This window comes from Paraburkholderia sp. J94 (assembly GCF_905220285.1).
Taxonomy (GTDB): Bacteria; Pseudomonadota; Gammaproteobacteria; order Burkholderiales; family Burkholderiaceae; genus Paraburkholderia; species Paraburkholderia tropica_A.
The window spans coordinates 185,968-210,344 of the sequence record NZ_CAJMZH010000016.1; the positions used below are offsets into that span (position 1 = coordinate 185,968).

General features: G+C 62.5%; 26 protein-coding genes. 12 read left to right on the forward strand and 14 right to left on the reverse strand.

All coding sequences use genetic code 11. The features are described from left to right. Positions 1–78 precede the first annotated feature (78 nt). Together U4Y88_RS29815 and U4Y88_RS29820 are read right to left on the reverse strand one after the other, a co-directional pair. Positions 79–555, reverse strand: a complete 477-nt coding sequence (locus U4Y88_RS29815; RefSeq protein ID WP_321788302.1) for a GNAT family N-acetyltransferase — start codon at positions 553–555, stop codon at positions 79–81. Positions 556–638: 83 nt separating this feature from the next. Next, positions 639–1,208: a GNAT family N-acetyltransferase gene (locus U4Y88_RS29820; protein ID WP_321788304.1), complete on the reverse strand. Its 570-nt coding sequence runs from the start codon at positions 1,206–1,208 to the stop codon at positions 639–641. A gap of 440 nt (positions 1,209–1,648) precedes the next feature. Here U4Y88_RS29820 and U4Y88_RS29825 point away from each other — a divergent pair, with 440 nt between their 5' ends. The 4 genes from U4Y88_RS29825 to U4Y88_RS29835 all read left to right on the forward strand — a co-directional run bounded on the left by U4Y88_RS29825 (position 1,649) and on the right by U4Y88_RS29835 (position 7,055). Further along, positions 1,649–3,220, forward strand: a complete 1,572-nt coding sequence (locus U4Y88_RS29825; protein ID WP_321788306.1) for a methyl-accepting chemotaxis protein — start codon at positions 1,649–1,651, stop codon at positions 3,218–3,220. A 1,448-nt stretch (positions 3,221–4,668) separates the two neighbouring features. Then, positions 4,669–4,905 carry an endonuclease domain-containing protein gene (locus U4Y88_RS37805; protein ID WP_415774518.1) on the forward strand — a complete coding sequence of 79 codons (237 nt, stop codon included), beginning with the start codon at positions 4,669–4,671 and terminating at the stop codon, positions 4,903–4,905. Beyond that, positions 4,902–5,720, forward strand: coding sequence for a hypothetical protein (locus tag U4Y88_RS29830; RefSeq protein WP_321788308.1), 819 nt, complete (start codon positions 4,902–4,904; stop codon positions 5,718–5,720). The genes U4Y88_RS37805 and U4Y88_RS29830 overlap by 4 nt, the downstream gene beginning before the upstream one ends. Before the next feature lie 891 nt (positions 5,721–6,611). Continuing rightward, the gene (locus tag U4Y88_RS29835; protein WP_321788367.1) at positions 6,612–7,055 is read left to right on the forward strand and encodes a universal stress protein; all 444 of its coding nucleotides are present in this window, start codon (positions 6,612–6,614) and stop codon (positions 7,053–7,055) included. An 89-nt stretch (positions 7,056–7,144) separates the two neighbouring features. Here the strand turns inward: U4Y88_RS29835 and U4Y88_RS29840 are convergent, their stop codons facing one another. Together U4Y88_RS29840 and U4Y88_RS29845 are read right to left on the reverse strand one after the other, a co-directional pair. Next, complete coding sequence (locus U4Y88_RS29840) at positions 7,145–7,657, reverse strand: universal stress protein (protein WP_321788310.1); 513 nt, start codon at positions 7,655–7,657, stop codon at positions 7,145–7,147. Positions 7,658–7,726: 69 nt separating this feature from the next. Then, entirely contained in the window at positions 7,727–8,566 is an 840-nt protein-coding gene (locus tag U4Y88_RS29845) for a universal stress protein (RefSeq protein ID WP_321788312.1), read from the reverse strand. 330 nt (positions 8,567–8,896) lie between these two features. Between U4Y88_RS29845 and U4Y88_RS29850 the strand changes: the two genes are divergently transcribed. The 5 genes from U4Y88_RS29850 to U4Y88_RS29870 all read left to right on the forward strand — a co-directional run bounded on the left by U4Y88_RS29850 (position 8,897) and on the right by U4Y88_RS29870 (position 11,451). After that, positions 8,897–9,331: an Hsp20/alpha crystallin family protein gene (locus U4Y88_RS29850; RefSeq protein WP_321788314.1), complete on the forward strand. Its 435-nt coding sequence runs from the start codon at positions 8,897–8,899 to the stop codon at positions 9,329–9,331. A 374-nt stretch (positions 9,332–9,705) separates the two neighbouring features. Further along, positions 9,706–10,362 carry a universal stress protein gene (locus U4Y88_RS29855; protein ID WP_321788315.1) on the forward strand — a complete coding sequence of 219 codons (657 nt, stop codon included), beginning with the start codon at positions 9,706–9,708 and terminating at the stop codon, positions 10,360–10,362. Positions 10,363–10,473: 111 nt separating this feature from the next. Beyond that, positions 10,474–10,752, forward strand: coding sequence for a DUF1488 domain-containing protein (locus U4Y88_RS29860; RefSeq protein ID WP_321788317.1), 279 nt, complete (start codon positions 10,474–10,476; stop codon positions 10,750–10,752). A gap of 57 nt (positions 10,753–10,809) precedes the next feature. Continuing rightward, positions 10,810–11,055, forward strand: coding sequence for a UDP-glucose 4-epimerase (locus U4Y88_RS29865; RefSeq protein ID WP_321788319.1), 246 nt, complete (start codon positions 10,810–10,812; stop codon positions 11,053–11,055). A 48-nt stretch (positions 11,056–11,103) separates the two neighbouring features. Beyond that, the gene (locus tag U4Y88_RS29870; RefSeq protein WP_415774517.1) at positions 11,104–11,451 is read left to right on the forward strand and encodes a hypothetical protein; all 348 of its coding nucleotides are present in this window, start codon (positions 11,104–11,106) and stop codon (positions 11,449–11,451) included. Positions 11,452–11,633: 182 nt separating this feature from the next. On the opposite strand, the gene U4Y88_RS29875 is transcribed toward U4Y88_RS29870, so the two are convergent. Both U4Y88_RS29875 and U4Y88_RS29880 read right to left on the reverse strand, forming a co-directional pair. After that, positions 11,634–11,960 (reverse strand): c-type cytochrome, encoded by a 327-nt coding sequence (locus U4Y88_RS29875; RefSeq protein ID WP_321788371.1) that lies wholly within the window; start codon positions 11,958–11,960, stop codon positions 11,634–11,636. A 317-nt stretch (positions 11,961–12,277) separates the two neighbouring features. Further along, positions 12,278–13,066 (reverse strand): helix-turn-helix domain-containing protein, encoded by a 789-nt coding sequence (locus U4Y88_RS29880; protein WP_321788321.1) that lies wholly within the window; start codon positions 13,064–13,066, stop codon positions 12,278–12,280. Between U4Y88_RS29880 and U4Y88_RS29885 the strand changes: the two genes are divergently transcribed. Continuing rightward, positions 13,065–13,442: a hypothetical protein gene (locus U4Y88_RS29885; RefSeq protein ID WP_321788323.1), complete on the forward strand. Its 378-nt coding sequence runs from the start codon at positions 13,065–13,067 to the stop codon at positions 13,440–13,442. The genes U4Y88_RS29880 and U4Y88_RS29885 overlap by 2 nt on opposite strands. A 75-nt stretch (positions 13,443–13,517) precedes the next feature. On the opposite strand, the gene U4Y88_RS29890 is transcribed toward U4Y88_RS29885, so the two are convergent. The 3 genes from U4Y88_RS29890 to U4Y88_RS29900 all read right to left on the reverse strand — a co-directional run bounded on the left by U4Y88_RS29890 (position 13,518) and on the right by U4Y88_RS29900 (position 17,938). Continuing rightward, positions 13,518–14,165 carry a response regulator transcription factor gene (locus tag U4Y88_RS29890; protein WP_321788325.1) on the reverse strand — a complete coding sequence of 216 codons (648 nt, stop codon included), beginning with the start codon at positions 14,163–14,165 and terminating at the stop codon, positions 13,518–13,520. Next, entirely contained in the window at positions 14,162–16,339 is a 2,178-nt protein-coding gene (locus U4Y88_RS29895; protein WP_321788327.1) for a PAS domain S-box protein, read from the reverse strand. Before U4Y88_RS29895 ends, U4Y88_RS29890 begins: the two co-directional genes overlap by 4 nt. Before the next feature lie 186 nt (positions 16,340–16,525). Next, complete coding sequence (locus U4Y88_RS29900; RefSeq protein ID WP_321788373.1) at positions 16,526–17,938, reverse strand: MBL fold metallo-hydrolase; 1,413 nt, start codon at positions 17,936–17,938, stop codon at positions 16,526–16,528. 350 nt (positions 17,939–18,288) lie between these two features. Between U4Y88_RS29900 and U4Y88_RS29905 the strand changes: the two genes are divergently transcribed. Then, the gene (locus tag U4Y88_RS29905) at positions 18,289–18,597 is read left to right on the forward strand and encodes a hypothetical protein (protein ID WP_321788329.1); all 309 of its coding nucleotides are present in this window, start codon (positions 18,289–18,291) and stop codon (positions 18,595–18,597) included. A gap of 19 nt (positions 18,598–18,616) precedes the next feature. Here the strand turns inward: U4Y88_RS29905 and U4Y88_RS29910 are convergent, their stop codons facing one another. The 5 genes from U4Y88_RS29910 to U4Y88_RS29930 all read right to left on the reverse strand — a co-directional run bounded on the left by U4Y88_RS29910 (position 18,617) and on the right by U4Y88_RS29930 (position 23,213). Beyond that, the gene (locus U4Y88_RS29910; protein WP_321788331.1) at positions 18,617–19,741 is read right to left on the reverse strand and encodes a PAS domain-containing sensor histidine kinase; all 1,125 of its coding nucleotides are present in this window, start codon (positions 19,739–19,741) and stop codon (positions 18,617–18,619) included. Between the two features lie 133 nt (positions 19,742–19,874). Next, a complete protein-coding gene (locus U4Y88_RS29915) occupies positions 19,875–20,912 on the reverse strand; it encodes an Acg family FMN-binding oxidoreductase (RefSeq protein WP_321788333.1) in 1,038 nt (345 codons plus the stop codon). A gap of 62 nt (positions 20,913–20,974) precedes the next feature. Next, positions 20,975–21,787, reverse strand: a complete 813-nt coding sequence (locus U4Y88_RS29920) for a universal stress protein (RefSeq protein WP_321788374.1) — start codon at positions 21,785–21,787, stop codon at positions 20,975–20,977. A gap of 82 nt (positions 21,788–21,869) precedes the next feature. Beyond that, entirely contained in the window at positions 21,870–22,700 is an 831-nt protein-coding gene (locus U4Y88_RS29925; RefSeq protein ID WP_321788335.1) for a universal stress protein, read from the reverse strand. A gap of 291 nt (positions 22,701–22,991) precedes the next feature. Continuing rightward, complete coding sequence (locus U4Y88_RS29930) at positions 22,992–23,213, reverse strand: hypothetical protein (RefSeq protein WP_321788337.1); 222 nt, start codon at positions 23,211–23,213, stop codon at positions 22,992–22,994. A gap of 163 nt (positions 23,214–23,376) precedes the next feature. Between U4Y88_RS29930 and U4Y88_RS29935 the strand changes: the two genes are divergently transcribed. Then, positions 23,377–24,318 (forward strand): 1-phosphofructokinase family hexose kinase, encoded by a 942-nt coding sequence (locus tag U4Y88_RS29935; protein WP_321788338.1) that lies wholly within the window; start codon positions 23,377–23,379, stop codon positions 24,316–24,318. Positions 24,319–24,377: the final 59 nt, after the last annotated feature.

A 24,377-nucleotide genomic window follows, 5' to 3' on the forward strand; every position in this document is an offset into this window, starting at 1 on the left:
GCGCGGCGATGTCGACCTGTCGCTTCTGGCCGGTTGCTGTCCGATGAACACAAGCGCGCCCCGGGCAGACATCGCAGGTTAAGTTGCCTCCGATTCAGCGGTCGGTGTGTACTGCATAGTCATTGTGTCAATGAGATTCCCGGCGGCGCTCACCTTCTCACCTGATGCTATCTGGATGAATCCACATTTCTTGTAACAGGCTATGGCACGCGTATTACTGGAACGCACGTTCAGTCGGATTAAGACTTCGCCAGCGAACGCGCGAACAGCGGCGATCACGTCCCTGATGACGGTGCTCCCGACTCCTTCCCCAAACAATTCGGACTGGCCAAGGAAAATCCCAAGAAACACGATTCCGGGTATTCCGTCCTTGCGTTCAGCCCACGCTGTCCCGGCTTCGGTTCCATCGACGATGATGATCTTCCATAGGAGCAAATCGGGCAGATATGGAAGATGGCGCGACATATATTGATCCGCGTCGATCGCTTGAGCCCACATCTCGATACGCGATATGTCATCTTCGGACGCTGTTCGCAGTTGAATTTTTCGTGGCATTCGTTCACCTCCGGCACAGCGAGATTCACTAGATTGCTGGCGATTCAGGGAGTCGCATCGGCGAACAGAGTCTCACAGGTTGCTCATTCGCTCAGCTCAATGCGATAGCGAAGAGTCTCAGCGAATCCGTAGGCTGCCGCTTTTCTGAAGCGCTCGATCAGTACACCATTGCTCGCCGAGATAACCTTCTGCGAAGCGATATTCTCTGGGTCGACCGTTAGCTCGACGTAGGGCAGCCCTTGTACCTTTGCTTCGCCCAGAATTAGATTGAGCGCTTGCTTGGCGTAGCCGTTGCCTCGCTTCCATGGCACCACTGAGAAGCCGATATGTCCGAGTACGTATTGTGGCAATTCGGCGGTCCCGGGCTGCCAACGAAATCCAATTGCGCCACTGAAATCACCGTCCCAAATCCAGCGGACAATGCTCGGGAGCCGCGCGACGGTCGAACCATCGGGTAAAGGAATCGGACCGCCGGACGCAGTTGGATCGTCTAGTCCGTCCACGAATCGATTCGCGTCAACTCCGATAGCATGCAATTGCTCGCGCGCCGCGATCTCCTTACGGACGTTGTCAGGCGACCAACCGGCCTCAAGCGCTGAAACGTAGCTCGGCAGCAAAGCGGTCGTGGGTTTCAAGAGTTCGATTGGGCTCATGCTGATCGGCGCGCGTCTGGGAACAATGATTGTCAACAGTTTACGCAGCAGCGTCGAGCGTCTCAAAATGGCCGACGAGCGCCCGATGTCCGAGCCCGGCGGTCGCTACGGGCCCGGACTCACACAAAAGGCATAAAGCGACCCAATCCGGTCAGCTATCGATGAAGTAGCTTATGTCTTGAAAAGGGTGCACAACAGCCCTTCGTCTCAATTGGCGCAAGTCAATAGAATCTATTCTCATTCAAGATTTTAATTCGATTGTCTATGATATTTGTCAAGAAGTGTCGTTAATTAATAGAGCGACACCTCAATTTTGCAGGCTGAAATCCGATAACAGGCATGTGGAATCTATCTTTTCCGGCTCGTCAGCAGACGCGCTCACGAGCCACAGAGAAGCGGAACTTCGGAAATACGAAAATAACTACCCTGAGGGTTGCCCAATGCGTTCCAACCTGCCTGTAACAAACTCCGAATATCAGTTTGCTGATTCCGGGATGCTTGTTTCTGCAACTGACCTGAACAGTCTGATTCAATACTGCAATCCGGCGTTTATCGAGGTGTCGGGGTACACACGCGATGAGCTGGTCGGACAACCCCACAATCTGATCCGTCATCCGGACATGCCGCCTGCGGCGTTCGCGGATATGTGGGCGACGATCAAGGGGGGCCGTTCGTGGTCCGCTCTTGTGAAAAACCGTCGCAAGAATGGTGACTTCTATTGGGTGCGCGCGAACGTCACACCGATCGTTGAAAGAGGGGCAACGGTTGGCTATCTCAGCGTGCGAACGAAGCCGTCTCGTGATGAAGTGCGCGATGCAGAGGTGCTCTACGCCGACTGGCGCGCCGGGCGTGCTACGAACCGCTTTCTTTGCCACGGCGAGCTCCGCAGGCGCGGTCTGGGTGGAATGCTCGATGCGATGTTGCGTCTCGATGACGATAAACGATCAGTGCTGTACAGCATCGCTGGAGTGATCATCCCGGTGCTTGCAGGTCTGTGTTCAGCCGATCACATCACGGCGGGCCTGGGTGTGGCCGTGCTTGCAGGTATGGGGGCAAGTGGCATTGGCAACTGGCGTCTCGTCCGCAGGGCAGAACTCGATCTGAAAGCGATTGCGCAGATCGCTGGCCGGCTCGCTGCGGGTGATCTCGATGTTCCGGTTCCCCAGCAGGGGCATGGTGCGGTCGGTCAGGTTCTCCGCGGAATGACCCAGCTCAAGGTCAGCCTGACTGCAATCGTTTCCGACGTGCGCCGGCAGATTGAACATTTAAAGCTCGCCACCCGGGAAATCGCAAGCGGCAATATGGACCTTTCGCGCCGTACCGAGCTTCAGGCAGCCTCGCTTGAGGAGACGGCGGCGTCGCTTGAACAACTAACCGCGGGTGTGAAGAGCAACACGCAATCGGCCCAGCATGCCAACGAGATCGTCGGCAACGCGCAGGCGACGACGCAGGGCGGCCACGACGCGATACAGGCGACGGAGCAGACCATGCACGCCATTTCGCGCTCATCGAGCCAGATCGCTGCGATTGTCACGACGATTGACAGCATCGCATTCCAGACCAATATCCTTGCGCTGAATGCGGCAGTCGAGGCCGCGCGCGCGGGTGAAACTGGGCGGGGCTTTGCCGTTGTCGCGGGTGAGGTTCGCGGACTGGCGCAGCGGTGCGCGACCGCAGCAAAGGAAATTAAATCGATCGTCGAATCGAACGTGATGGCAGCTCGCGAGGGAAATGAAAGCGTTGCGCGGGCCGCGAGTCAGATGACGGCCATTCTCGAAGTGATGACGAGAATGCAGGCGATCATGAACGAAGTGACCCTAGCGAGCACGGAGCAATCCCAGGGTATCGACAGCATCAACGACTCGGTATTGAGCCTCGACGACGCGACCCAACAGAATGCAGCACTTGTCGAACAGGGCGCTGCGACGGCCCAGAGCCTCTCGGTACAGGCTGACGTGCTGGACGAGGCAATCAGGATCTTTACGTTGCCAGAGGTCATGGTCGGGCAGTGAAAAGCTGCGTGGCTTTCGGCAGAGGGTGCCCGGAAGGACTCCTTCGTTTCAAGCCGCGAGATAGCAATCGTCTGATTCGTGATCCTGGTCGTCAGGATTGATTAGGTCTTGCGTGCGTGTGTCGTGGTTGCGGCGATCTTGATCAGTGCAGCCGCGATCGTGCTGCTGATCAAATTGACGTCGATGTGGGGGCAGGGCATTGAGTCGTGGGGTCAGGAGTGGGTGCCGCGACCGTAAAGCGAGCTTGCGCGGATTAACCGAAAGCGCTGCAATCCTCCCCGTATAGTAAGGAATTCTGTGAAAATGAAATGCGGCGGCGGATCACAATAATCCGCCGCGAACGACAAGCCGTTGATGCGATTGAGAAAGCATGTTGAGCGGAAAGATATTGGCTGACAGAAGCAATAGTATCCCTTTAAATAAGGGTTAATCTACGATCACGCGGGGCGGGCGATACAATGCGCCGGGCATAAGATACCGTTACGAATTGGAGGCGTACTACGTGCAGTCGACATCGATTGTCGAGGCGCTGGGCGAGGTGTACCGCGAGCACGTAGGTGAGGGTAGCTGGAAAAGTTGGCGAAGTTAGCCCGATGAAGAATTGCTGAGACCAAAAAATTAAAAGGTGCGCCTTGCGGACTGCGGCTGGACTAGAACCTGAGAGAACAATAATGTCTATAGACCAATAATGGTACAACGTCACCTGGTCATCCTTGGATAAGGAGTACGTTGGCCTGTGCGCCGAATTCCCTAGCCTGAGCTGGTTGGCCCCACCCCACGGTGAGGCCCTCGCCGGGATTAGGCAGATAGTTGCAGAAACCGTAGCCGAGTTGATCGCGTACGGGGAACCCGTACCTCGCCCCATATCCCCGTAGAGCCCGCAGCCCCGCGAGCTGTCCCGCGCCTTGCCTGCCCGCCAGAGAGCCGATTTACGGCTTTGGTGTGCCAGCATGGTTGCGCAAGTGGGCCGTCGCTGCCGAGCAGAAGGTGGCGCTGGCGAAGGAATACGGGATAAGCCGCGAGACGGTGTATCAGCGCTTGCGGGAAGCCGTGTAGCCATGCACTGCCCCTAGGTGGCAGTCCTTCCAGTTTGATAAGGATTGAAAATAAAATGAAATTCCACAATGAGGTCGCGCGAGTGATGCTCGAATCTTGAGTGTGAGGGCGAAATGAAGCAAAACGTTCCCCTGAACGCGGCGAGACGGAGGCGTATTTGGATGGCTGCTCACGTAACGAAAGCATTAGCGCGCAGTGCTGGCGGATGCGGGGGGGCAGCGGCACAAGATGCCGATACGGATTTGATATAGGAATTGGAACGGATGGCTGTTGCAGCACGTAAGAAAAAGCAGGTAGCGCTAGCCCTGCGAGCGCGAAAAACGGGGAAGGGAGAAAACGAGTTCACGACGATCAACAAAACGTCAGCAGAGTACGCGTGGCTGCGTGATGGCATGTGGCGGTTGCAGGGTGGCAAGTGCCCAATTTGCGCCACGGCGATGAGCGATGATCATGTAGCGCACGACCACAACCACAAGGAAGTGAGCGGGCGCGGGGCGTTGTGCCTGGCCTGTAACGGAGCCACGGGGTTGCCGGAGAGCCAGTTCGGCGATCGGGGTACGTGGGGTATCAGACATAAGGAAACGGAAGGCGCGCCGATTGTGTGGACAGCAGACGGGCGGGTAGTTTGAAGCGCTGGAAACCGGAGGACTGGTTTCAATGGCGGCAGGACGATTGGGGCGGTGCCGAGTTGCCTATCGACCCGCCAGTCGCCGTTAAGGCCGGGGCCGCTAACCGGTTGACGAAGGCCGCTGTTTCTCGATGGCTTGCAGAGCCGTTTGCAGGCTTGTGGGGCGTCCGTATCGCGGCGGACAGTCTCCAGCAGCAGCGTGACGTACAGAAGCGCGAGAATGACCGTAAAGCGTGGTGTGAACACTTCGCGGCGCTGGGCGAAAAGCCCGAGTGGCCGAAGGGCGAGGACGCGCGGAACCACACGTACTGGAAGTGGATGGAGAAGCGGGCCACGGCGCGCGTCTGGATCGAGGAGCAGAGGATTCAGCGGAAGTTGTGGGCGGCGCGCGAGCGGCGGCAGGAGCAGGCATACGCGACCGACACGCACCCGTGGGCGGGCCACAAGGAGCTAAGGCAGTGGTTCGAGGATCGGCGGTTCTCGTGGCGCGATGCGTCCGTGTCGCGAGCGGTCGTGTACGCGTGCCATCGAACGACTAGGCCGGGTGTTGAGGCGTGGCCTATGTGGATGCGCCCGCAACAAGGCGGGGCGAAGAAGAAACTGCGACCTGTGCCGACCGTGGCCGATCCGAACGACGATAGACACCCGCAAGGCAGGAACAAGCTGTTGCGTGAGGTGTTCGAGGGGCTGGCGAGCATCGCAGACCAGCGCGTCGCGGTCGAGGTTGTGACGGTTGCCACGGGCAGCGCGCCAGCGTGGATGGTCGAGCGTCCAGCGGACCCACCGAAGAAACGAGGGCGGCCCCGGAAGCAGTGAAACACCATTCGGGGGGCCGTGACATTGCCCCCCGCAAATACTTGCCGAACCACTTGGACCACTGCACGGACTCCTCGCCGTGTTTGTTCGCCACAAGGCCGGGGAAGACGCGCGGTTCGCCGCGCTGCGCGTGCGCGTACTCCAGCGAGCAATTGCGGGTGGACGGGGATACGGCGCACGCTCCAGGCGGTCTCAACACCCTGACCCTCGCCCGCGTCGGTGATGCGCAGTCCCGCGCAGGAAGCAGAGTTAGCCTCAGTATCGATTTTGCTGAAGTTCCTTGCGTCCCTTTCCCGGTAGCGGCCGTACCCCTCGCGATGCGACGAATACCCCTTGGCTCGACATGGACGTTCTCCGGCAGTGTCGTTTGGCCTCGCCATGACGGCTCCGCGACGTCGTTGTGATTCTGGTTGGCTGGGTGCGACTTGCCTCTTGATGAGAGCGCGGTGCGCAGCAACTATCAGGGTTAGTGCTCGACGAAACAGGACAATGCACTGGCAATAGTGGCGCCTGATATGTGTCAAACGAGTTGTCATCGCGGCGTTCACGATAGGGTTGTCTGGCCAGAAACTGTTGGCGGTCAGTAACGGGCAACTTTCGCGATCACGTCGTGCCGCTCCGACAACGTCTTTCCTGCGGGAGACGTATCGCTCGACGCCGCGCGCAGCGATATTTGCGGCCAGATGAGTCCAGCGGCGGCGCATAACTGATTGCGAGACATCCATGACGAGGTGAGTGCTGCGATGTGTCTTCATATTGCCGTAGCACTCAGAGAGCGGCTTGTGCCTGCCCATAAATTCGCGCCCTGCCTCACAAGGACGAGATCACGCGTACATTTGGGGCCGCTCAGCGACGCATATTCAGTTGGGAGAGCGGTCAATGAAAACGGCCATCTATAGCCAAATCTTATTGGCGATCGACGGAAGCGATTCGTCACGCCGAGCTACACGCGAGGCCATCAACCTCGCATTACTCCCGCATGTACATGTGCATGCGGTGTATGTCGTTCAGAAATGGGGGCTTGCGCCTTATTCGGGCTACTACGAGCCCGAAGCGCTTGGCAGGGTGCTGAACGAGGTCGGGCGTCTGGCTCTCCAGGAAGCGCGGCAGGCGATGCTTGAAAGCAAGGTTCCTTGCTCAGTCGAGCTTTGTGAGACGCTTGGGAGATCAGACTCGATCGCTCAATGTTTGCAACGCTGCGTGAAAATTCGGGGATCAGATCTGGTCGTCATGGGGACACACGGTAAGCGCGGACTGAAAAGGGCGGTACTCGGGAGTGTTGCAGAGGAGTTTCTCCGGATCGCGTCTTGTCCAGTCTTGATTGTTCGCGGCTAGCCTCGTGAAGCGGCGTTGTCGGGTCTGGCGTGTCGCGTCGCAACATCTCCGGCAACGCCGGCAACAGGGCCGTCGTCGTTCCATCGGTCTTAAGGGCAAGCGCTGGTGGTTCGATCATCCGGCGGCTCGTGCTCCTGCTCAGGGTCCGGTCCGGCCGTGCGAGCGGGGACCATCATCACCGGGCGGCAGGCGTTGCGCAGCACACGTTCGGCAACACTGCCGAGCATCAGCCGCTGCATGCCGCGGCGTCCGTGCGTGCCCATGACAATCAGGTCGGCATGCCAGTCGGCGGCGGCGCGCTCAATGCACTGCGCGATGTCATCGGCACCCAACTCCACTTCTGCTGTGCGCGGGCTGCCTCTCACGCTCGCGCGTCCCATCCGGTTCTGTGCGTCGGCGCTAAGAATCCGGCTCTTTTCGACGTACGCATCGCGGACGATCGACGGATCGAAGCCCGGCACGTCGTAGGCGAGCACCGGCATATCGATCACGTAAAGCGGCAGTAGCTCCGAACCGCTATCGTGCGCAAGGTCGATAGCGAAATCGAGCGCTTTCGACGCGGTCTGGCTGCCGTCGAGTGCGACGAGAATGCGGGAAAACATGTTGAGTCTCCGGGCCAAATTAGCAACCTGGGCATGAAGCTGAGTGAGCGTGCGAGCGTTCGCTGTTGCTCAATGGGACATGAGCACGGGCAGGGTCATCGTGAGCAGGACCGAGCGCGTCGCGCCGCCGAGTACGGTTTCCTGCAACCGATGATGACCATAGCCACCCATCACCAGCAGGTCGAAGCCGTTATCGGCCGCGTAGCTGAGCAGAGCATCGCCCGTGGACTCCGAGGCACTACGGTCGAAGCGTGCGATGTCGACGGTGTTCGCGCCATGGCGCGCGAGCATTGCGGCCAGATCCGAGCACGACGCATGCGAGGGGGCGGACGTAAAGCTGCTGGAAACGGCAGCAACCGTGACATGCGCAGCGCGCGCGACGAAAGGAATCGCATCGTGAACCGCGCGCGCTGCCTCGCGGCTGCCGTTCCAGCCGATAAGCACGCGTTCACCCAGCGATTCGAAGTGCCCGGTATAGGGCACGACGAGCACAGGGCCACCGGTGCCCAGCACGATCGATTCGACGAAGTGATCCGCCACATAGGCTTCCGGGTCGTCCAGATCGGTTTGCCCGAGGATCGTCAGATCGGCGCTGCGGCTGCGCTGTGTGACGGTCGCAACGGGTTCGCCCTCGGCGGTCACCCATGCGCCTTCCACCTGCGCGCGGGCAAGCTCCGCATGGAACAGCCGCTCGATCGCAGCGCGTTGCTCCGCCCGTAGTCTGAGGTGCGAGTCGAAGTAGTCTGCCGTACCGGCCATGACATGGAACTCGCGCGGGCTCGGCTCAAAGGCGGCGAACAGACCGTCCAGGTGCGCGCCATACGTGCGCGCGAGTTTCAACGCGAGCGAGAGGCGCGTGCTGGCACGCGCGCTGGTATCTAGATGAAGCATCAAGCTCTTAAAGGACATGGCGGAACTCCGGGACGAGGGGACGGTCCATCGCCACCCAGCCTCATGCGGGCAACGAAATGATTCGAGTCTACGAATGAAGAGGTGTGCACGCTTGACTTAAATCAAGCGCCTGCGTGCCGCGATCGGTGGTACGCCAGTGCGGAGTCGACACGCCGCACGAGAGAGCGAGCATTGAGGTAGATCAATCGAGAAAAGTCGCGTGTCCGTAGATTAAAGACGAAGCGTGCTGACGGTGTGCGGCGCGCAAGGAGCGGGCACGTGCCCGCGCTGCCGCGAGGTTCAGTGATTGGACGGTGCGGCGAGTAACAGCTCAAAGGAGGAATAGCGATGAGCAACCTGACACGTTACGACCCGTTTTCGGTGGAGCCGGTTTCCGACCTCTTTCAGGGGCTTTTCCGTCCCATGCGCGGCTTGCTGGCGGCGGAGGAGCACGACCTTTCGGCAATGAAGCTTGACGTGACCGAGAGCGATCAGGCCTACACGGTGAAAGCAGAATTGCCGGGCGTGGACAAGAAAGACATCGACGTGAAGATCGACGGCAATGTGGTGTCGATCAACGCGAAGGTCGAACGCAAGACCGAGCAGAAGGAAGGTGAACGGGTCATCCGCCGCGAGCGTTATACGGGGGCGTTTGCGCGCTCGTTCTCGCTTGGTGGCGATATCGACGAGAGCGCGTCGACTGCCCAATATCAGGACGGTGTGCTGTCGCTGACGCTGCCGAAAAAGGCGCCGGCAGAGCATAAGCGCCTGCGGATCGAGTAGATGAAATGCTTTGCGGGGAGGCGGCGCATCGATACGTGCTGGCTCGCACGGGATGTGCCGGTGAGGCGCGGGCACAGCCTGCGCCTTTTTTTCCTTTGCGGGCCGTTCCCCAGTTACCGGACCCGCGCTGTTGGTGCGGGAACGGGCGCGCCACGCGGGGAGGAAGAATGAGGCGCTCGGCAGAGAAAGGTACGACTACACCCGTCGTCGCGCCTTTCTCATGCATCGTTGTCCTGATCACGGGACGAGAACATGTGGCTTCGCTACTCGACTGCGTGGCCGGCTGGGCGCGGGGCGGTGCACGAGTGCGCGTCGCAGCAATCGCAGGGGAGCCTTCGGATCACGATGCGGGAAGGAAGGCCACGGCAGGCTTGTTGGCACCGCTCATCCTGGGCGCAACCGTCGAAGCAGCCTGCGAGACGCTCGCCCGGCACGGAATCGAGGTACAGGGGGCGGTCCTCGAACCGGACGGCGGCGGAGGACAGACGGAAGCACTGGCCCACGCGATGCGTGCCTGGCGAGCCGACCTGGCGATCGGCGCGCCGCCGAACGCGGTCGCGCTGGCTGGCGCAGCGGATTGCTCGGTATTGGTGCTGCCCGAACCCTTTGCGCGGCGGTGCCGTGTTCCCCCGCAGCGCATTTTCGTCGCGAGCGACGGCAGCGCCGCGTCGGCCATTGCAGTTCGGGAAGCCGCTCGCGTCGCTGCGGCCGGTGCCGCGGTCCGGGTGGGTTATCTGGCTTGCGACCCGGTCAAAGCGCGGCATCCGGAAGACTTCGACGCGGTTGTTCTCGAACGGCCGCCGAATGAGCTGCAGCATGAGGGCGCCTCGATTTCACGCGAGATCGTCGAGGCAGCGCTGCAATGGCACGCGGATCTACTGGTGCTCGGAACGCGCGGAGGTCATGAGGGGGCTCGCTGGCGCTTCGGAAGCGTCGCGGCCGATGTTGCCCGACGCACGGTATTGCCACTGATGCTCGTGCCGCAGACTGTTGGGTACTCGGCTTTCTCGGCCGTGAGCAGCATTCATTGAATTGATATGAGTCAACCGACCCGCACTTCAAAGCCTTATCCTGATTTTACCCCGCCCATTTTTTGGCCGCCCGTTGAATGGCTGCGGGAGGCATGGCAAGGAGATCAGGTCATGGAAATTTCGTTCCCCCAGTCGGCGCCTGAATACGACGCGCAATGCTACACCCTGGTGTTTCCGGTCTGCGTGGACGGCAAGCGGATCGAGTGCGGTATTACCGCTGAGGCGCTTGAGGATCATTTCGGAGCGCGATCGGTTCGCGAGACCGATCTCGTTGAAGCCTTCGACGAACATCGCCACGCCATCGAGGACACGACGGTCACGCTGATTCAGGCGACGCGCGGGGCACCTGTGCTGCTGCACAGTGGCGTGTTTCGCGTTTATGGCGAATGACGCGCGCCGACGCGTGTGCCATTCCATCTACAGTGACGTGCAAGAGAGATTCGCATCATGACACTCAAGGGTACGGTCAATGGAGACACGTGGGTCGTGGAAGCGGTCACGTCCCCCGCTCCACAGGGCGGCTTCGCGTGCCATATCAGCATCAGGCAGGGCGGGCCGGAACAACCGGTCTGCCACGCGTTTGCTCATCATCGAACGCTCGTTACCGAGACGGCCGCGATGCTGGACGGCCTTCGCGAAGGCATGCTCTGGATCGATCTCAAGAATCGCAATGCATTCCACGTGCAGCGATGATAGTCGCTACGCGCGTGAACGCAGTGATACAGAAAGGCGGGAAGGGGCATGGCGATGGGACTGGGCATGCAAATTGTTTATCTTGGATTCGTCGGGTCCGCCGCGATCGAGGCGGAAGCCGGCGTGCAGCTTCTTCGCCTGGAGCGGTTCAGCGGCGTGTTACAGGCATGTCATCTTGCGATCGAATCGATGCATACAACGGGCCATGCCCAGACCTACGATGTGCGACTCGATCTTCTTTTGGCCGAAGCAGGTCTCAAGCCCATCGTCCACTGCTCGCACGATGATCCACTCGTCGCCATGCGCGAGGCCTTCGATGCCGCCGAGCAGGAACTACAGCTCGCCGACGCTTCGCGCTACGCAGTTCAAAGCGGCCGGGCGCGGCGCGATCATTGACGCGAAGATGGAGTGCGCCAAGCCGTCGTGAGCTTTCTTTGCGTGTGTTCCCGCGTCGCCGAACAATCCAACTTCCGCGACGCAGGCTCGCTCATGTCGATTGAGACGATCGATCTGGCGCCGGTCGCGAGCGGGTAGAGCGCGTCGAGATGACTTGTGGTACGCGCGCCGACGCCCTGAAGTTACTGACTCAGCACCCACTGGACGAGCGTGCGCGCGTCCTCGGCCGAAAGGGGGCCGCCGCGATCGGCAGGCAGCGGCATGGACATGTCGCCCCAGTGAGCCTTGCCCCCGTGCCTGAGCTTTTCCTCCAGCATCCTGCTGGCGTTGGGTTTGTCGCGATAGCGTTCCGCGATCTGATGGAACGATGGCGCGAGAAAGGGGGCGTCCGAGGTATGGCAGAACATGCAGTGCTGCTGATCCACCAGTTCGACAGGCTCGGGCGCTTGAGCAGCCGCGCCGGCGGCGTGCAGCGACACGGCGAGTAATACGGCCGCTTGCGTGAGCATGGTGCCTGCCCGCGTGCGACGCGCTTCGCGCAGCGGTGCGAAAGTGGCGGGAAACAGTTTGCAGGCCATGAATGATCTCCTCGAATATCGGGCAGGCTGAAAGGAGGGCCGCCTTGGATCATGCTCGCATTGTCTGGCGGTACGGCGTTGACTTGGGTCAAATCGACAAGGGTGGAGTGGGGACGGAGACGGGGATGGGAACAGCGGGCGAATAAAGACGCGGCGCCCGATACTCCGGGAGCGCCGCGCAAAGAACCAGCTTGGCCGACAAGGCTCGCTGCCAGCAAGTCAGGCGCAGTTGTCCGCTTCGCCGGGGCTTAAACGCGTGCAAGGCCGTCCGCGTCGACGATACGGATTTGCTTGCCCGCCGGCTCAACCAGCCCTTCCCGGTGAAAACGCGAAAACATCCGGCTCACGGTTTCGAGCTTCATACCGAGAAAGCAGCCAATTTCTTCACGGCTCATCTTCAGGTTGAACTGCGCGCCCGAGTAGCCGCGCATGCTAAAGCGGGCGGACAGGTCGAGCAGGAAGGCAGCGAGCCGCTGCTCTGCGGTCATGGTGCCGAGCAGCATCATGAGACTCGACTCACGCACGATTTCGCCGCTCATCAACTGGTAGAGATGGCGTTGCATACGACGGCTCTCACGGCACAACCGCTCAAGCTGGCCGAACGGAATGATGCAGACCGTGCTGTCTTCGAGCGCGATCGCGTCGCAGTTGTGCGTACCGGCGCACACGCCGTCGAGGCCCAGCGGCTCGCCGGGGATCTGGAAACCCGTGATCTGCTCGTGGCCGTCGCGATGCATAACGACGGTTTTGAACGAGCCGGTGCGTACCGCGTAGAGGCTCTGGAATGGATCGTGTGTGCGAAAGAGCGTTTCGGCGCGCCGCACGATGCGCGTCGTGAAGACGATGGTATCCAGTTGCTGGAGCTCCACGGCGCTGAGGTCCGCTGGCATACAGACCGGGCGCAGCGAGCACGTCGAGCAACGCGAGGCGGGACGGCACGGGGCGGCCTCGCTCGCCGCTGGCTGCAATGCAATTGCTGGCCAGAGCGTGGATCCAGGCGCGGAAAGATAGGGGCGGCAAACCGGCTCGGCATACATGAGAGTCTCCAATTCATCGCGCGAGGTCCGCGCGTTGTTTCGCAAGCGCTTCAACGGCATGAAAGGCAGCGTCGAATTCGGCCGTCTAGTCGAAGAAGAATGCGGCGTCAGCCCGTTCGCAGGCGGCCTTGAGCGGCGCATCAGCATGGTTTGTCAGCACGACCGTGACCACTTCGGGTTGTTCGCGCGACAGCCGGGCAGTGAGTTCCATATCGTCGCTTGCATTCAGCAGAAGATCGCGAGTGCCTCGGCAATGCTGCGGCGTACCGCTGTGGCCTCGTCGGAGCGGCTTTCATGTAGCCAGTATCGGCGACAACATGGCGAAAAAGAATCGGCACCGGTGGAAATCAGCGTACGCGGAACAGAAGCTGTGTAGGGCAATTCCTACATGCGTGCGACGATGAGCCGCTGATCCGGGCGACGAGGTGTGGCAACGGAAAGGCGAAGCGGCTCAGGGTTCGTCCTGGTCATCTAGCAGCTTGTGACGCAGGGCATAACGCACGAGGGCGGCCTCGTGCGGCATCTCCATTTTTTCGAGAATACGTACCTTGTAGGTGCTGATCGTCTTCGCGCTCACGCAGAGTGCCTGCGCAATTTCGCCGATGGTTTCTCCGTTGGCGAGGCGCCGGAACACCTCGAACTCGCGGTCGGAGAGCCGCTGGTGCGGCAGGGCGTCGACAGGCTCGTTCAGGCTTTGCGCGAAGCGCTCGGCCATCGTCATGCTCACGTAGACGCCGCCGGCGGCCACCTTTGTCACGGCGTTCACCAGTTCCGCACTGGCGCTCTCCTTGGTGAGATAGCCCGACGCGCCCGCCTTGAATGCGCGCACCGCGTATTGCTGTTCGGCATGCATGGTCAGCACGAGGATGCGCAACGCCGGCTTCTCGTCCTTGATCTGCTTGATGAGTTCCACGCCGCTGCGTCCTGGCATGGAGAGATCGAGCACCAGCACCCTGGCCTCGCGCTCGCGCACGAGCGCGAGTGTGGTGGCGCCGTCGCAGCCTTCGCCCACGATGTCGAACTCTCTCGCGTCTTCGAGGATGCGCCGCAGGCCTTCACGCACGAGTGTGTGATCGTCGGCGAGGATCACCTTGATCATGAGGCGGTCTCTTCTGGCAGGAGGGCGTCGAGCTCGAACGTAATGGCGATCGCAAAACCTTTGCCGGGCGCCGTTTCGATCTCGACTTGCCCATTGAACATATGCACGCGCTCTCGGATGCCAAGTAATCCGAATGATTTTTCGTGACGGTCGTGCCGCTGCGGATCGCAGGCGTCGTTCTGCGCGCCGCGGCCGTTGTCGGCGATGCGCAGCGTGCAGTGTTGACTGTCGACGTCGAGCCTCAGGGTGACGAGACTAGCATCGGCGTGGCGCGCGACGTTAGTGAACGCTTCCTGGATGATGCGAAAGAGCGCCGAAGCGGCTTCGCCGGAAAACACCGTGTTGCCGGTGTGGATGGACTGCTGCACTGCGATGCCGTAGCGGCTTGTGAAATCGTTCGCGAGCCATTCGATTGCGGGCACGAGTCCGAGGTCGTCGAGCATGACGGGCCGCAGGTCGGCTGCGATGCGCCGCACGGCTCTGACAGTCGAATCGATCAGCTTGTTCATGTCGTCGAGGCGCGTAGCGATGTCATTGCCAATGATGCCGCCAAGCCGATGCCGGAGCCCGGAGAGATCAATCTTGAGCGCCGTGAGCTGCTGGCCGAGATCGTCGTGCAATTCGCGTGCGATACGCGTCTTTTCGGCCTCACGCACGTTTTGCAGATTGGCCGAGAGCTCGCGCAGTTCTTCGCGCGAGCGCTTGAGTGAGTTTTCCGCGCGCAGCCGCTCGGTGATGTCGCGTAGCATGACCGTGAAGAGCTTGCCGGACACATCGTGAATCTGCGAAATCGACGCCTCGATCGGAAACTCCTCGCCGTTGGCGCGCAGGCCGAACAGCGTGCGTTGCTGGCGGCCCATCTGGCGTTCGGTGACGCCGGTCGCGCCGAACTGGTCGACGTGGCGAGCGTGAGCCATGCGAAAGCGCTCGGGAATAAAGCGAGCCAGGGGGGAGCCGATTGCGTCCATCGCGGACAGCCCGAAAACGAATTCGGCGGCCGGATTGAAGATGACGATGCGCTGCTCTTCGTCCACCGTGATGATGGCTTCCATCGACGAACGAACGATGCCCATCATGCGCGCTTCGTTCAGCCGGGCATCGGCGACGGCGGGTTCGGACACGAGGCGGGGACTGGGCGCTGCTGTCGTTGCACGTGCGAGGCGATGAGCCAGAAAGGTGCAGAGGGCGGCTGTGATGATGCCGTAAAGCAGGACGGTCCCAGCGCTGGCGGCTGCGCCCGTGACGAACGGGCTGCCATCGGTGCTCGCGTGAAGCGTGAGGGTGGTGCCGCCGAACACGATGGTATCCGTGTGCTCGAATCGTGCACCCCCGGCAACTGCGGCGTTTTCCGTGGGGGCGCTGCGATAAAGTTCGATTGCTGGCTGGCCGGCATGAGAGGAGAGGACGGCGAGAGTGAGGTCCGGCTGGTTGGCGAGTATCGGCTCGAAGAGGCGCCGCATGTCGAGTGATGTCATGACGTATCCCGCTAACGACCGTTGCGCGTCACGCGCAACCGGAGCGGCGTAGACGGGCAGATACAGCATCAGACGAGGCTGCGCCGCGTTCTGGGCAGATTCGGCGGCGAGCCCCACATGGCCGGTTTGCAGCGCATAACGGCGCGCCGCAACGTCCGCGGCGCCCTGGTCGGGTGTTTCGCCAGCGTCCGCGGCGGCAGGGCCGGCCCAAAGCGTGGTGAGCGGAGACTGCGCAGATATTGCATCCGGCGCGCCGTGAGGCAGGGCGGCGTATCCCAGCGCGATCACCGCGAGCCGGGAGACGTCCAGACTTGAATCGGCCACATACTGCCTCCATGCCTCGGGATCGGGAGCAGGATGTTGCGCGAGCCATCCGCGCGCGCCGCGCAGGACGGCGTCGTCGGCGATGAGTGCGTGCTCGACCGTTTCGCGTAGCGCGGACGCCCTGCGCGCAAAGCGCTGCTCGGCGACGGCTTGCCATTGTGCCGCGATGAACGCAGCAACGATGAGTGCGAGCGTCAGGACGACGACGAACGCCAGCGCAGATGCTCCTGCTGGCTGACGTAGACGTGAAAGGAACATGCGTGCTGCGCCGTGCTCGTGTCGCTTAGCGCCTGTGCTCATGGCAACTGTCCAGATGAAGTTGCGCTTGCGTGGAACGGTTGTGTCAGCCATTCCCATATGAAGTAGCGACTTCATCGGAGAACATCCGGGAGCCGAAATGACCGGGGCCGCTTGCCCCAATTTTAGGATCGTCGCGAAGGTCTGTCCTGAAAAAAATACGCGATGTGTGGCGCAGGTCGCAATCTTTTCCGCGTGCGCAGGCGGTGCCGGCGCGCCACGATCCGGCCGCGCCGCTTCCGCACGGATCATTCGTGCCAGAGGTCACGCCGCATCGACGGATTCACACGGTGGGCATGGATGTTCGCGAACCGGTCCCTCGGGCAGTTCGACGGTTTGCCCCTGCTCCGGCACGCAACAATCCCAGTGCAGCGTTTCGGCGATGCGCCGGCGCAGCGCATCGGCGGCTGCAGGCTCGCCGTGCGTCACGAACGTGCGTACCGGCGGGCAGGTCATGCCGGCGAGCCAGCGCATCGTTTCGCGGTAGTCCGAATGTGCAGAGAGCGAGGAAATCGAGGCCACTTCGGCGCGCACGCGCACATAGCCTCCATGCAGCTTGATGGCCGGAGCGTGCGCCTCCAGCGCCGCGCCGCGCGTGCCGGGCGCCTGGTAGCCCACCAGCGCGATCGTGTTGCGCGGGTCGGACGCATAGAGGTTCAGGTGATGGAGCACGCGTCCTCCGGTCGCCATGCCGCTGCCGGCGATGATGACCATCGGTCCGTGACGCGAAGCAATGGCTTTCGAGTCGTCGACGGTACGTGTCATGAACGCCGCGTGGTCAATGGCGTGCAGTTGCGAGATGCTCAGCCGATGCTCGCGCATGTGATGGCGGTACAGATCCGTGACGCTGATCGCCATCGGGCTGTCGAGATAGACCGGAACGTTGGCCATGCGTCCGGTTTCCTTGAGGTGTGCGATGTAGTAAAGCACTTCCTGCGCGCGGCCGACTGCGAAGCAGGGCATTACCACGATCCCACCGCGTGCGAAGGTGCGCGCGAACATCTCGGCCAGTTCGCCTTCGGGATCGAGGGCCGCGTGCAGCCGGTCGCCATAGGTCGATTCGACCACGAGATAGTCGGCATGAACCGGAGGCATCGGCGCACGCATGAGCGCGTCGTCGGGACGCCCGAGATCGCCGGAAAAGGCAACCACTGTCGTGCCGCTGCACAGCACGACGCTCGCGGCACCGAGGATATGTCCGGCGGGCAGCAGCCGGAAGGTCAAATCCTGGCCGAGCGCGACGGGTGTGTCGAAATCGCGTGGCGCGATGAGCCGCAGCGCCGCTTCGGCATCGTCGAGCGTGTAGAGCGGCAGGGCCGGCTTGTGCTTCGAAAAGCCGTGCCGGTTCGCAAACGCCGCGTCCTCTTCCTGTAATCGGGCGCTGTCGCGCAGCATCACGCCGCATAGATCGGCCGTTCCCGGCGTGCACCAGACCGGGCCTCGATAACCGCTGCGCGCCAGGACCGGCAGGTAGCCGCAGTGGTCGATGTGCGCGTGCGTGAGGATGACGGCATCGAGCGTATCAGCGGGAAAAGGCAGCGGCGCCCAGTTGCGCAAACGCAGGTTCTTGGTGCCCTGAAACAGCCCGCAGTCGATCAGCACCCGCTTGCCTTGCGCTTCGAGCAAGTAACGCGAACCGGTGACGGTCTGCGCCGCACCCAGAAAGGTCAGCTTCATCATGCACTCCCTCACAATGCGCCCTCGGCGCGCCTGACGCTTATTGCAGCGCGCTTTGCCGTTGCGCGGTTGATCTGCATCAGTCGTGAGAGTCATCGAGGGCGAGAAACTAAGTTGAGCCAGATCAATCGTGCGGGAGTAGACGATCCGTAGATTGGGCCTTGTGGCCCGCCTTCGCGGACCGGTTCTCTCTTGAGATTCCCAACATGTTTCACGGATGGAGTCTGCGTCGGCTATTGGTCCTGCTTGCGGCGTGGCTTGCGGCTTGTGCGACCGATGCGAGTCGCGAAGCTTTCCGTCATACGGAGTCCGGGCTGGAGGCCGCACGCGAGCAGGCGGCAATCCACTGCATGACGCTGCGCGACTGTGCGCAGGCATGGAGCCGTGCGCGGGCATTTGTCCAATCGCATTCGCCCACGCCGATCGTGCGGAATACGGACGAGACGATCGAGACGCGGATGCCCCACGAATTCGGCGTCGCTTATTTCTGGGCGGCCCGCGAGACAGCCGCAGACGGCACGACGATGATTCGCCTGAAGGGAATGTGCCGGGGCATGTATAGCATCGATAATGGTCCGGGATGGCTCTATTGCTCTTGCGCGGAGCAGTTGCGCGAGGGGCAGCTCGAATTTGCGCGTGAAGTGGGCGGCGCAGACTGAGCACACACATTCATGTCGGCTATCGCTGCAACCGCCGCTTGACCTGGTGAGGCTCGACCGGCAGACGCAATTCGGCGGTAATGGTGACGCCAGCACCGGGCCGGCTGGCGACCGAAAGCGAGCCGCCGAGCTGAACCATGCGCTCGCGCATGCCAAGCAGGCCGAAGGCATCGGGTCTCACCGCCGCGCCGGGCGCGAAACCCACGCCATCGTCGCGAATGATCAGGCAGCAGCGGTGTTCGTCAGAAGAAAGACGGACCGCGACGTTGAGCGCGCGGGCGTGACGCGTCACATTCGTCAGCGCTTCCTGGGCGACGCGGAAAAGGGCGGTTGTCGCGAAGTCGCCGGGCTCAAGCGCGTGCGCATCCAGCTCGCATCGCACAGCCACGCCGCAGCGCCGCTCGAAATCGTGCGCGAGCCATTCGAGTGCGGCTTCCAGCCCGAGATCGTCGAGCAAACTCGGGCGCAGATCGGCGGCGATTCTCCGCACCGACATGGTGAGCGAGTCGATCTGCGAGGCCATTTCCGTGAGCGAGGTAAGCGTGTGCCGCAGCGGCCCCGCCAACGCGGTGCCAAGCTCTGTCTGGTGCTGCGCCAGCGCCATCTTCAGGGCGACGAGCCGCTGGCCGAGATCGTCGTGCAATTCGCGGGCAATGCGTCGTTGTTCGTTCTCGCGCGCCTGCTGGACCAGCGCGGACACCGCGTGTGAATGTTCGAGTTCGTCCAGCCGACGGCGCTCGGTCATGTCACGCGTGATCTTCGCGTAGCCAAGGAGCGCGTTGGACTCGTCGTGAATCGCTGTTATGACGACATCCGCCCAGAAGCGGCTGCCATCCTTGCGCACGCGCCATCCCTCGTCTTCGACCCGTCCATCAGTTGCGGCCGTCTCAAGCAGGCGCGCGGGCTTGTCCGAGGCGATATCCTCCGGCGTATAGAACACGGAAAAATGCCTGCCGACAATTTCGTCCGGTGCATAGCCCTTGATGCGCTGCGCGCCGAGATTCCAGCTCGCGACGAGACCACCTGGCTCCAGCATGAAGATCGCGTAGTCGTGCACAGCATCGATCAAGAGCCGATAGCGGTCGGCGATCGCAATTTCGCTATCGTTGCGCCCGAACCAGGGTGTGGACTCGGCCGTTTGCATGGAGCGCTCCGAACATTCAGAAGAATCCTTAGATGGCGGCCTCGCCCCTTCATTGCCGCGAGTACCATAACGGCTCTATGCATGGTAGGGCAAAAAGGCGCGCCGGGATCGCGGACGCGCGGCGAGGGCACGCTCAAGACATGACGTCGTCGAGCGGGCGCCGTGGTGACGCCGCGTCGGGCGTGCCGCGGCCGATGCGCAACAGGAGCTGCGGAAAATCCGCACCCTGAAGTCCCATCAGGGAACCAAGCCGGGACCGTAGCGCTGCTATCTCGATGGGCTGGTTCAGATAGGACACGCAGAGGCCGTGCACGGTCGCCAGCAACAGGACCCGTTCGAGCGCTTGACCCGCGGCGAGCCAGGCCTGCGTTTCGTCGACGCCGGTTGCGATACACAGCAGGAGCGGCGAGCCCGCCGCAAGCTCGCGATGCGTGGCGGCCACGCCGTCGCCAAGGTCGAAGGTTCGGATCGCGGAGGTCACGAGCGGTCTCGCGAAATCGAGCAGCGCGCCGAGCCCAGCCGCATAGACCGGCATTCCATCGTTGGTGTGGCGCGGGTGAATCCATTTCGCGAGCTCGCGCCTGAAACGCGGATCGGCGAATTGCTGCTGGTCGGCTTCGGCAACGAGGTCGGCAATCGCATTGCGCGGCGCGGCAGCGCTCACGCAGGCAACCTCGACGCCTTCGGCGCGCGCGCCGTCCATCAGGTGCTGTTCGATCATGACGTCGACGGGATCGGCCGAGAATGGATGGCGCGTGGTTACTCGCTCGTGAATCGCGCTCAACAGCGTCGCCAGCTCCGGCGCGGTGACGCGCTCACGCAACAGGCGGATCTCGGCTAACAGATCCGGCTCCGTGCTCGACGGGAAAAGGGTGATTGCGTAACCCATGCCGAGGCTCGCGATCGCCACACGAAGATTGAAAAGCGCCGCACCGCAACTGATGATGAGCTCCCGGTCGTAAGGGTCCACCACGGGCAGCGCACGCAGCCTGTCCGCACAGAGCATCACACGATCCGCACCGGGCACGAAGCGCCACGGCTGGCTGTTGTGGCTCGACGGCGCAAGCGTTGCATGACGCACGGCGAATCGCAGGGCGAACTCGTGGGTGACTTCGGCTGCGGTGTTGAGGGAACGGTTTGCGGAATCGACTGCGGCTGGATTGTCGTCCATGGTGGGCTCCCGGCGGGCAGGTGCACGTCGGCGTTCAGGGCGCGCCGCCGTGCAGGGGCGAATCAGTGGGACATCAGAAGCGGAATCGTCATGGCTTCGAGCAGGTTGCGCGTCGCGCCGCCAAGTACCCGCTCGAAGTGGCGCGAATGCGCGTAAGCACCGGCCACGATCATGTCGGCGCGCAGGTCGCTCGCGCGGCTCAGCAGCACCGTACCTGTCTTGACGCCCGGTTGGCGTGCGCTTTCGTGAAACGAAGCGCTGACGTCGTGCAGGTCCAGCCATGCCGCGGCATCCGCCACCTCCGTTTCGGCGCGCGTGCGTGTTGCGCCGCGACGCGCGGCGATGATCTCTATCGATACACAATCGGCCCGCTGTAATAGCGGCAGGGCGTCGGACACCGCGCGCGCCGCTTCGCGACTGCCGTCCCATGCGATGAGGATGTTCTGTGCGAGCGTCGGAAAACCCCCGGAATGCGGGATCACGACGGCTGGCCTCGCGGACGTCATCAGGAGGTCCACGACGAGACCGCTGGCCGGATCGAACGCACCGTTGTCGCGCTCGCCCTGTCCGAGCACGAGCAGGTCGGCGTGACGTGCATGCAGCGTCGCGGCCGAGGCGTCGCCGGGTTGCAGCGCACGCCATTCGACCATCCGGCTCGCTCGCGCGCCTGCTTCGAGGAACTGAGCGTGCGTGTGCGCACGGCGTTGCTCCGGCACCGGGGTGTCGTCCGCTGCTGGCGTGCGCGAATGCGGAATCGGGAGATACAGTCCGATGAGATGTGCGTCGAAGCGCTCCGCCAGATCGAGCGCGAGTGCCAGACGGACCTCGCATCGCGCCGAATCGTCGAGGTGGACTAGCAGAGTCTTGTAACACATGGCGTTTTCCCTCCCGGCTATTCCCGGTCTCGTTCGCACTGTAATTTGTGCGGCCCACACGCGATCCGGCGAATCGACCAACTCAATGCGACATGAGCACCGGCACCGACATCGAGCCGAGCACAGTCTGCGTCACGCCGCCGAGCAGAAGCTCTTTCCAGCGCGCGTGGCCGTACGCACCCATCACGATCAGATCGCAGCCGGTCTTTCCGGCGCGCGCGAGCAGCGCATCGCCAACCGTGATCGTCGGCGGCGGATGTAGCTCTGTGACGTGCACATCGAGCCCGTGACGTGCCAGAACCAGGCCGATGTCGGCACCCGGCATGCGGTCTCTGTCCTTGTGCGCGGGCATGAATGTCACGAGTTCGGTGTGCTCTGCCAGACGCATGAACGGCAGCGCATCGTAGAGTGCGCGCGCGGCCGGCTGATCCGCATTCCACGCGACCATTACGCGCTCGCCTACCGTGGGAAACACGCCTTCATGGGGAATCCAGAGCACCGGCCGGCCGGCGCTCAGCGTCACGCGAACCTGTAGCCGGTTGGCGAGCGACGCGTAGGGATCGTCGGAACCGCTTTGGCCAAGCACGATCAGGTCGGCGAAGCGCGCGCGCGTCAGCAACTCATGCTGTGCGTTCGTTGCCGTGCGCCAGTTACCCTTGAGCCCCGCTTCGGAGAGGCAGCCAAAGAAATGATGTTCGAGCGCGCGGCGGCACGTTTCGTGTTCCTGCTGGCACTGAGACCAGTATTCGGCGTTCAGAACGAACGCGTACGCGACGTCGTGTTCTTGCACAGCGGGCGCGAAAAGCGCGCTCACATGGGCGTGGTGACGCTGTGCGACGCGCAATGCAACGTCGAGGCGTTTGCGGGCGCTATCGCTTTCGTCCAGGTGAACCAGGATGTTGCGGTAATCCATGATGGGCGCTCCGCGGTGGATCGAACACCGAAGCGGTGTCTCGTGCAACTCAGTCTAGGCACCGCCGTCGGTTTGGAATTGATTTGGGTCAAGCCCAATCCGGTGGTCTGCCAGAGAAGCCGCGCGGCCGCCGCGGGATATCTTTGCGGTGCCGAACAACGCGCTGGACCTTGCGAGTTGGTGCAGATCAGCGCGGATGGCGCTGGCCCGTGCAAAGCTCGCGTCGACGGTCCGCCTGGAACCGGCCGCGATGAAAGCCGAGTTGCTGCTCAAGCGTGACTCAAGCACGACTCAATTCGCTGCGCTGAGTGCGTCGCGTAGCGCGGCGGCAAAACGTTGGAACGCTCCCAGCGAACCCGCGATGCTCTGGTATTTTTCGCGGCCGATCTGGCCATCCAGCGTGACCAGCATGCCGGCGGCGCGCGCGAGCGAGAGCAGTGATTCGGCGTCGTCAGGGGCAATCACCGCGGCGAGCGGAACGGTGGACAGCGCAGGGTTGTTCGCGGGTTGCATGACGATGCTCCGAGGGGCGAGCTTTTCGAGCGGTTCGCTACGTCTCCAGTATGGTCAGCGCAGCGAGGCGCACCAATGAGCGGGCGCTGAAAGTGATGTAGGTCTTGTTTTGGGCCCGTAGGCATTGTCCTACAGGCTCAGTCATCCGATCGGAGCCGATGAAGTGATCGAGATCTTGACGCTGACAGCCAATCCCGCCGTCGATGTGTCGACAGAAGTCGAGCGCCTGGTCGACACGCACAAGATGCGCTGCGAGGCGGGCAGGCGCTATCCGGGCGGAGGCGGTATCAACGTCGCACGCGTGATCCAGCGTCTCGACGCCGCGCGCGCCCATTGCCTCGCGCTCTATCTCGCGGGCGGCGTGGCGGGCGACTCGCTGGATCGATTGCTGGCCGCCGAGCGCGTCAATTGTCGAAGGCTCGATATCGCTGGCGAAACGCGGGAAAACTTCTCGGTGAAAGAGCGCTCAACGGGCCGCGAGTTCCGCTTCGTGCTGCCCGGCCCGCGTGTGGATGCCGGCGAATGGGCGCGCGCGCTGGCGTTCTACGAGGCGCTTATGCCCGCACCGCCATATCTCGTGATGAGCGGTAGCCTGCCGCCGGGTTTGCCGGCCCGTACCTATGCGGACCTCGCACGGAGCGCGAATGCCCGCGGGACGCGTGTGGTGCTCGACACATCCGGGGTGCCGCTCGCCTTGGCGCTCGAGGTTGTTTACCTCGTGAAACCGAGCCTTGGCGAACTGGCGGAGCTTGCCGGGCGGCCGCTCGCCGACGAGGCGGCGCAATTGGCCGCCGCGCAGGAACTCGTGGCGCAACGGCGCGCGGAAGTCGTTGCGCTGACGCTGGGGGGAAACGGCGCGCTGATTGTTTCGCCTCAGGACTCGATACGGGTGAAGGCCCTGCCCGTGCCGGTTTCTAGTTCGGTTGGCGCAGGCGACAGTTTTCTCGCGGGGCTGGTTGTCGCGTTGTGCAGGGGCGACGGGCTGGCGGCGGGTGCCCGTCTCGCACAGGCGGCGGCATCGGCGACCCTGCTGACAGACGGCACAGCGCTTTGCGACGCGGCCCAGGTGAGACGGCTCTATGACGGCGGCACGCCGGAGTCTTGAGCGTTGAGCCGCCGATTCGGGTGGTGATTCACGCAGCGATTCGGCCTGCTGCCGGACGA

What these genes read in the sequence shown, in the direction of transcription:
- U4Y88_RS29815 (WP_321788302.1), bottom strand. Translation starts at nt 555, where the DNA reads ATGCCACGAAAAATTCAACTGCGAACAGCGTCCGAAGATGACATATCG.
- U4Y88_RS29820 (WP_321788304.1), bottom strand. Translation starts at nt 1,208, where the DNA reads ATGAGCCCAATCGAACTCTTGAAACCCACGACCGCTTTGCTGCCGAGC.
- U4Y88_RS29825 (WP_321788306.1), top strand. Translation starts at nt 1,649, where the DNA reads ATGCGTTCCAACCTGCCTGTAACAAACTCCGAATATCAGTTTGCTGAT.
- U4Y88_RS37805 (WP_415774518.1), top strand. Translation starts at nt 4,669, where the DNA reads ATGTGGCGGTTGCAGGGTGGCAAGTGCCCAATTTGCGCCACGGCGATG.
- U4Y88_RS29840 (WP_321788310.1), bottom strand. Translation starts at nt 7,657, where the DNA reads ATGTTTTCCCGCATTCTCGTCGCACTCGACGGCAGCCAGACCGCGTCG.
- U4Y88_RS29845 (WP_321788312.1), bottom strand. Translation starts at nt 8,566, where the DNA reads ATGTCCTTTAAGAGCTTGATGCTTCATCTAGATACCAGCGCGCGTGCC.
- U4Y88_RS29850 (WP_321788314.1), top strand. Translation starts at nt 8,897, where the DNA reads ATGAGCAACCTGACACGTTACGACCCGTTTTCGGTGGAGCCGGTTTCC.
- U4Y88_RS29860 (WP_321788317.1), top strand. Translation starts at nt 10,474, where the DNA reads ATGGAAATTTCGTTCCCCCAGTCGGCGCCTGAATACGACGCGCAATGC.
- U4Y88_RS29865 (WP_321788319.1), top strand. Translation starts at nt 10,810, where the DNA reads ATGACACTCAAGGGTACGGTCAATGGAGACACGTGGGTCGTGGAAGCG.
- U4Y88_RS29870 (WP_415774517.1), top strand. Translation starts at nt 11,104, where the DNA reads ATGGCGATGGGACTGGGCATGCAAATTGTTTATCTTGGATTCGTCGGG.
- U4Y88_RS29875 (WP_321788371.1), bottom strand. Translation starts at nt 11,960, where the DNA reads ATGCTCACGCAAGCGGCCGTATTACTCGCCGTGTCGCTGCACGCCGCC.
- U4Y88_RS29885 (WP_321788323.1), top strand. Translation starts at nt 13,065, where the DNA reads ATGAGAGTCTCCAATTCATCGCGCGAGGTCCGCGCGTTGTTTCGCAAG.
- U4Y88_RS29880 (WP_321788321.1), bottom strand. Translation starts at nt 13,066, where the DNA reads ATGTATGCCGAGCCGGTTTGCCGCCCCTATCTTTCCGCGCCTGGATCC.
- U4Y88_RS29890 (WP_321788325.1), bottom strand. Translation starts at nt 14,165, where the DNA reads ATGATCAAGGTGATCCTCGCCGACGATCACACACTCGTGCGTGAAGGC.
- U4Y88_RS29895 (WP_321788327.1), bottom strand. Translation starts at nt 16,339, where the DNA reads ATGAAGTCGCTACTTCATATGGGAATGGCTGACACAACCGTTCCACGC.
- U4Y88_RS29900 (WP_321788373.1), bottom strand. Translation starts at nt 17,938, where the DNA reads ATGAAGCTGACCTTTCTGGGTGCGGCGCAGACCGTCACCGGTTCGCGT.
- U4Y88_RS29905 (WP_321788329.1), top strand. Translation starts at nt 18,289, where the DNA reads ATGACGCTGCGCGACTGTGCGCAGGCATGGAGCCGTGCGCGGGCATTT.
- U4Y88_RS29910 (WP_321788331.1), bottom strand. Translation starts at nt 19,741, where the DNA reads ATGCAAACGGCCGAGTCCACACCCTGGTTCGGGCGCAACGATAGCGAA.
- U4Y88_RS29915 (WP_321788333.1), bottom strand. Translation starts at nt 20,912, where the DNA reads ATGGACGACAATCCAGCCGCAGTCGATTCCGCAAACCGTTCCCTCAAC.
- U4Y88_RS29920 (WP_321788374.1), bottom strand. Translation starts at nt 21,787, where the DNA reads ATGTGTTACAAGACTCTGCTAGTCCACCTCGACGATTCGGCGCGATGC.
- U4Y88_RS29925 (WP_321788335.1), bottom strand. Translation starts at nt 22,700, where the DNA reads ATGGATTACCGCAACATCCTGGTTCACCTGGACGAAAGCGATAGCGCC.
- U4Y88_RS29930 (WP_321788337.1), bottom strand. Translation starts at nt 23,213, where the DNA reads ATGCAACCCGCGAACAACCCTGCGCTGTCCACCGTTCCGCTCGCCGCG.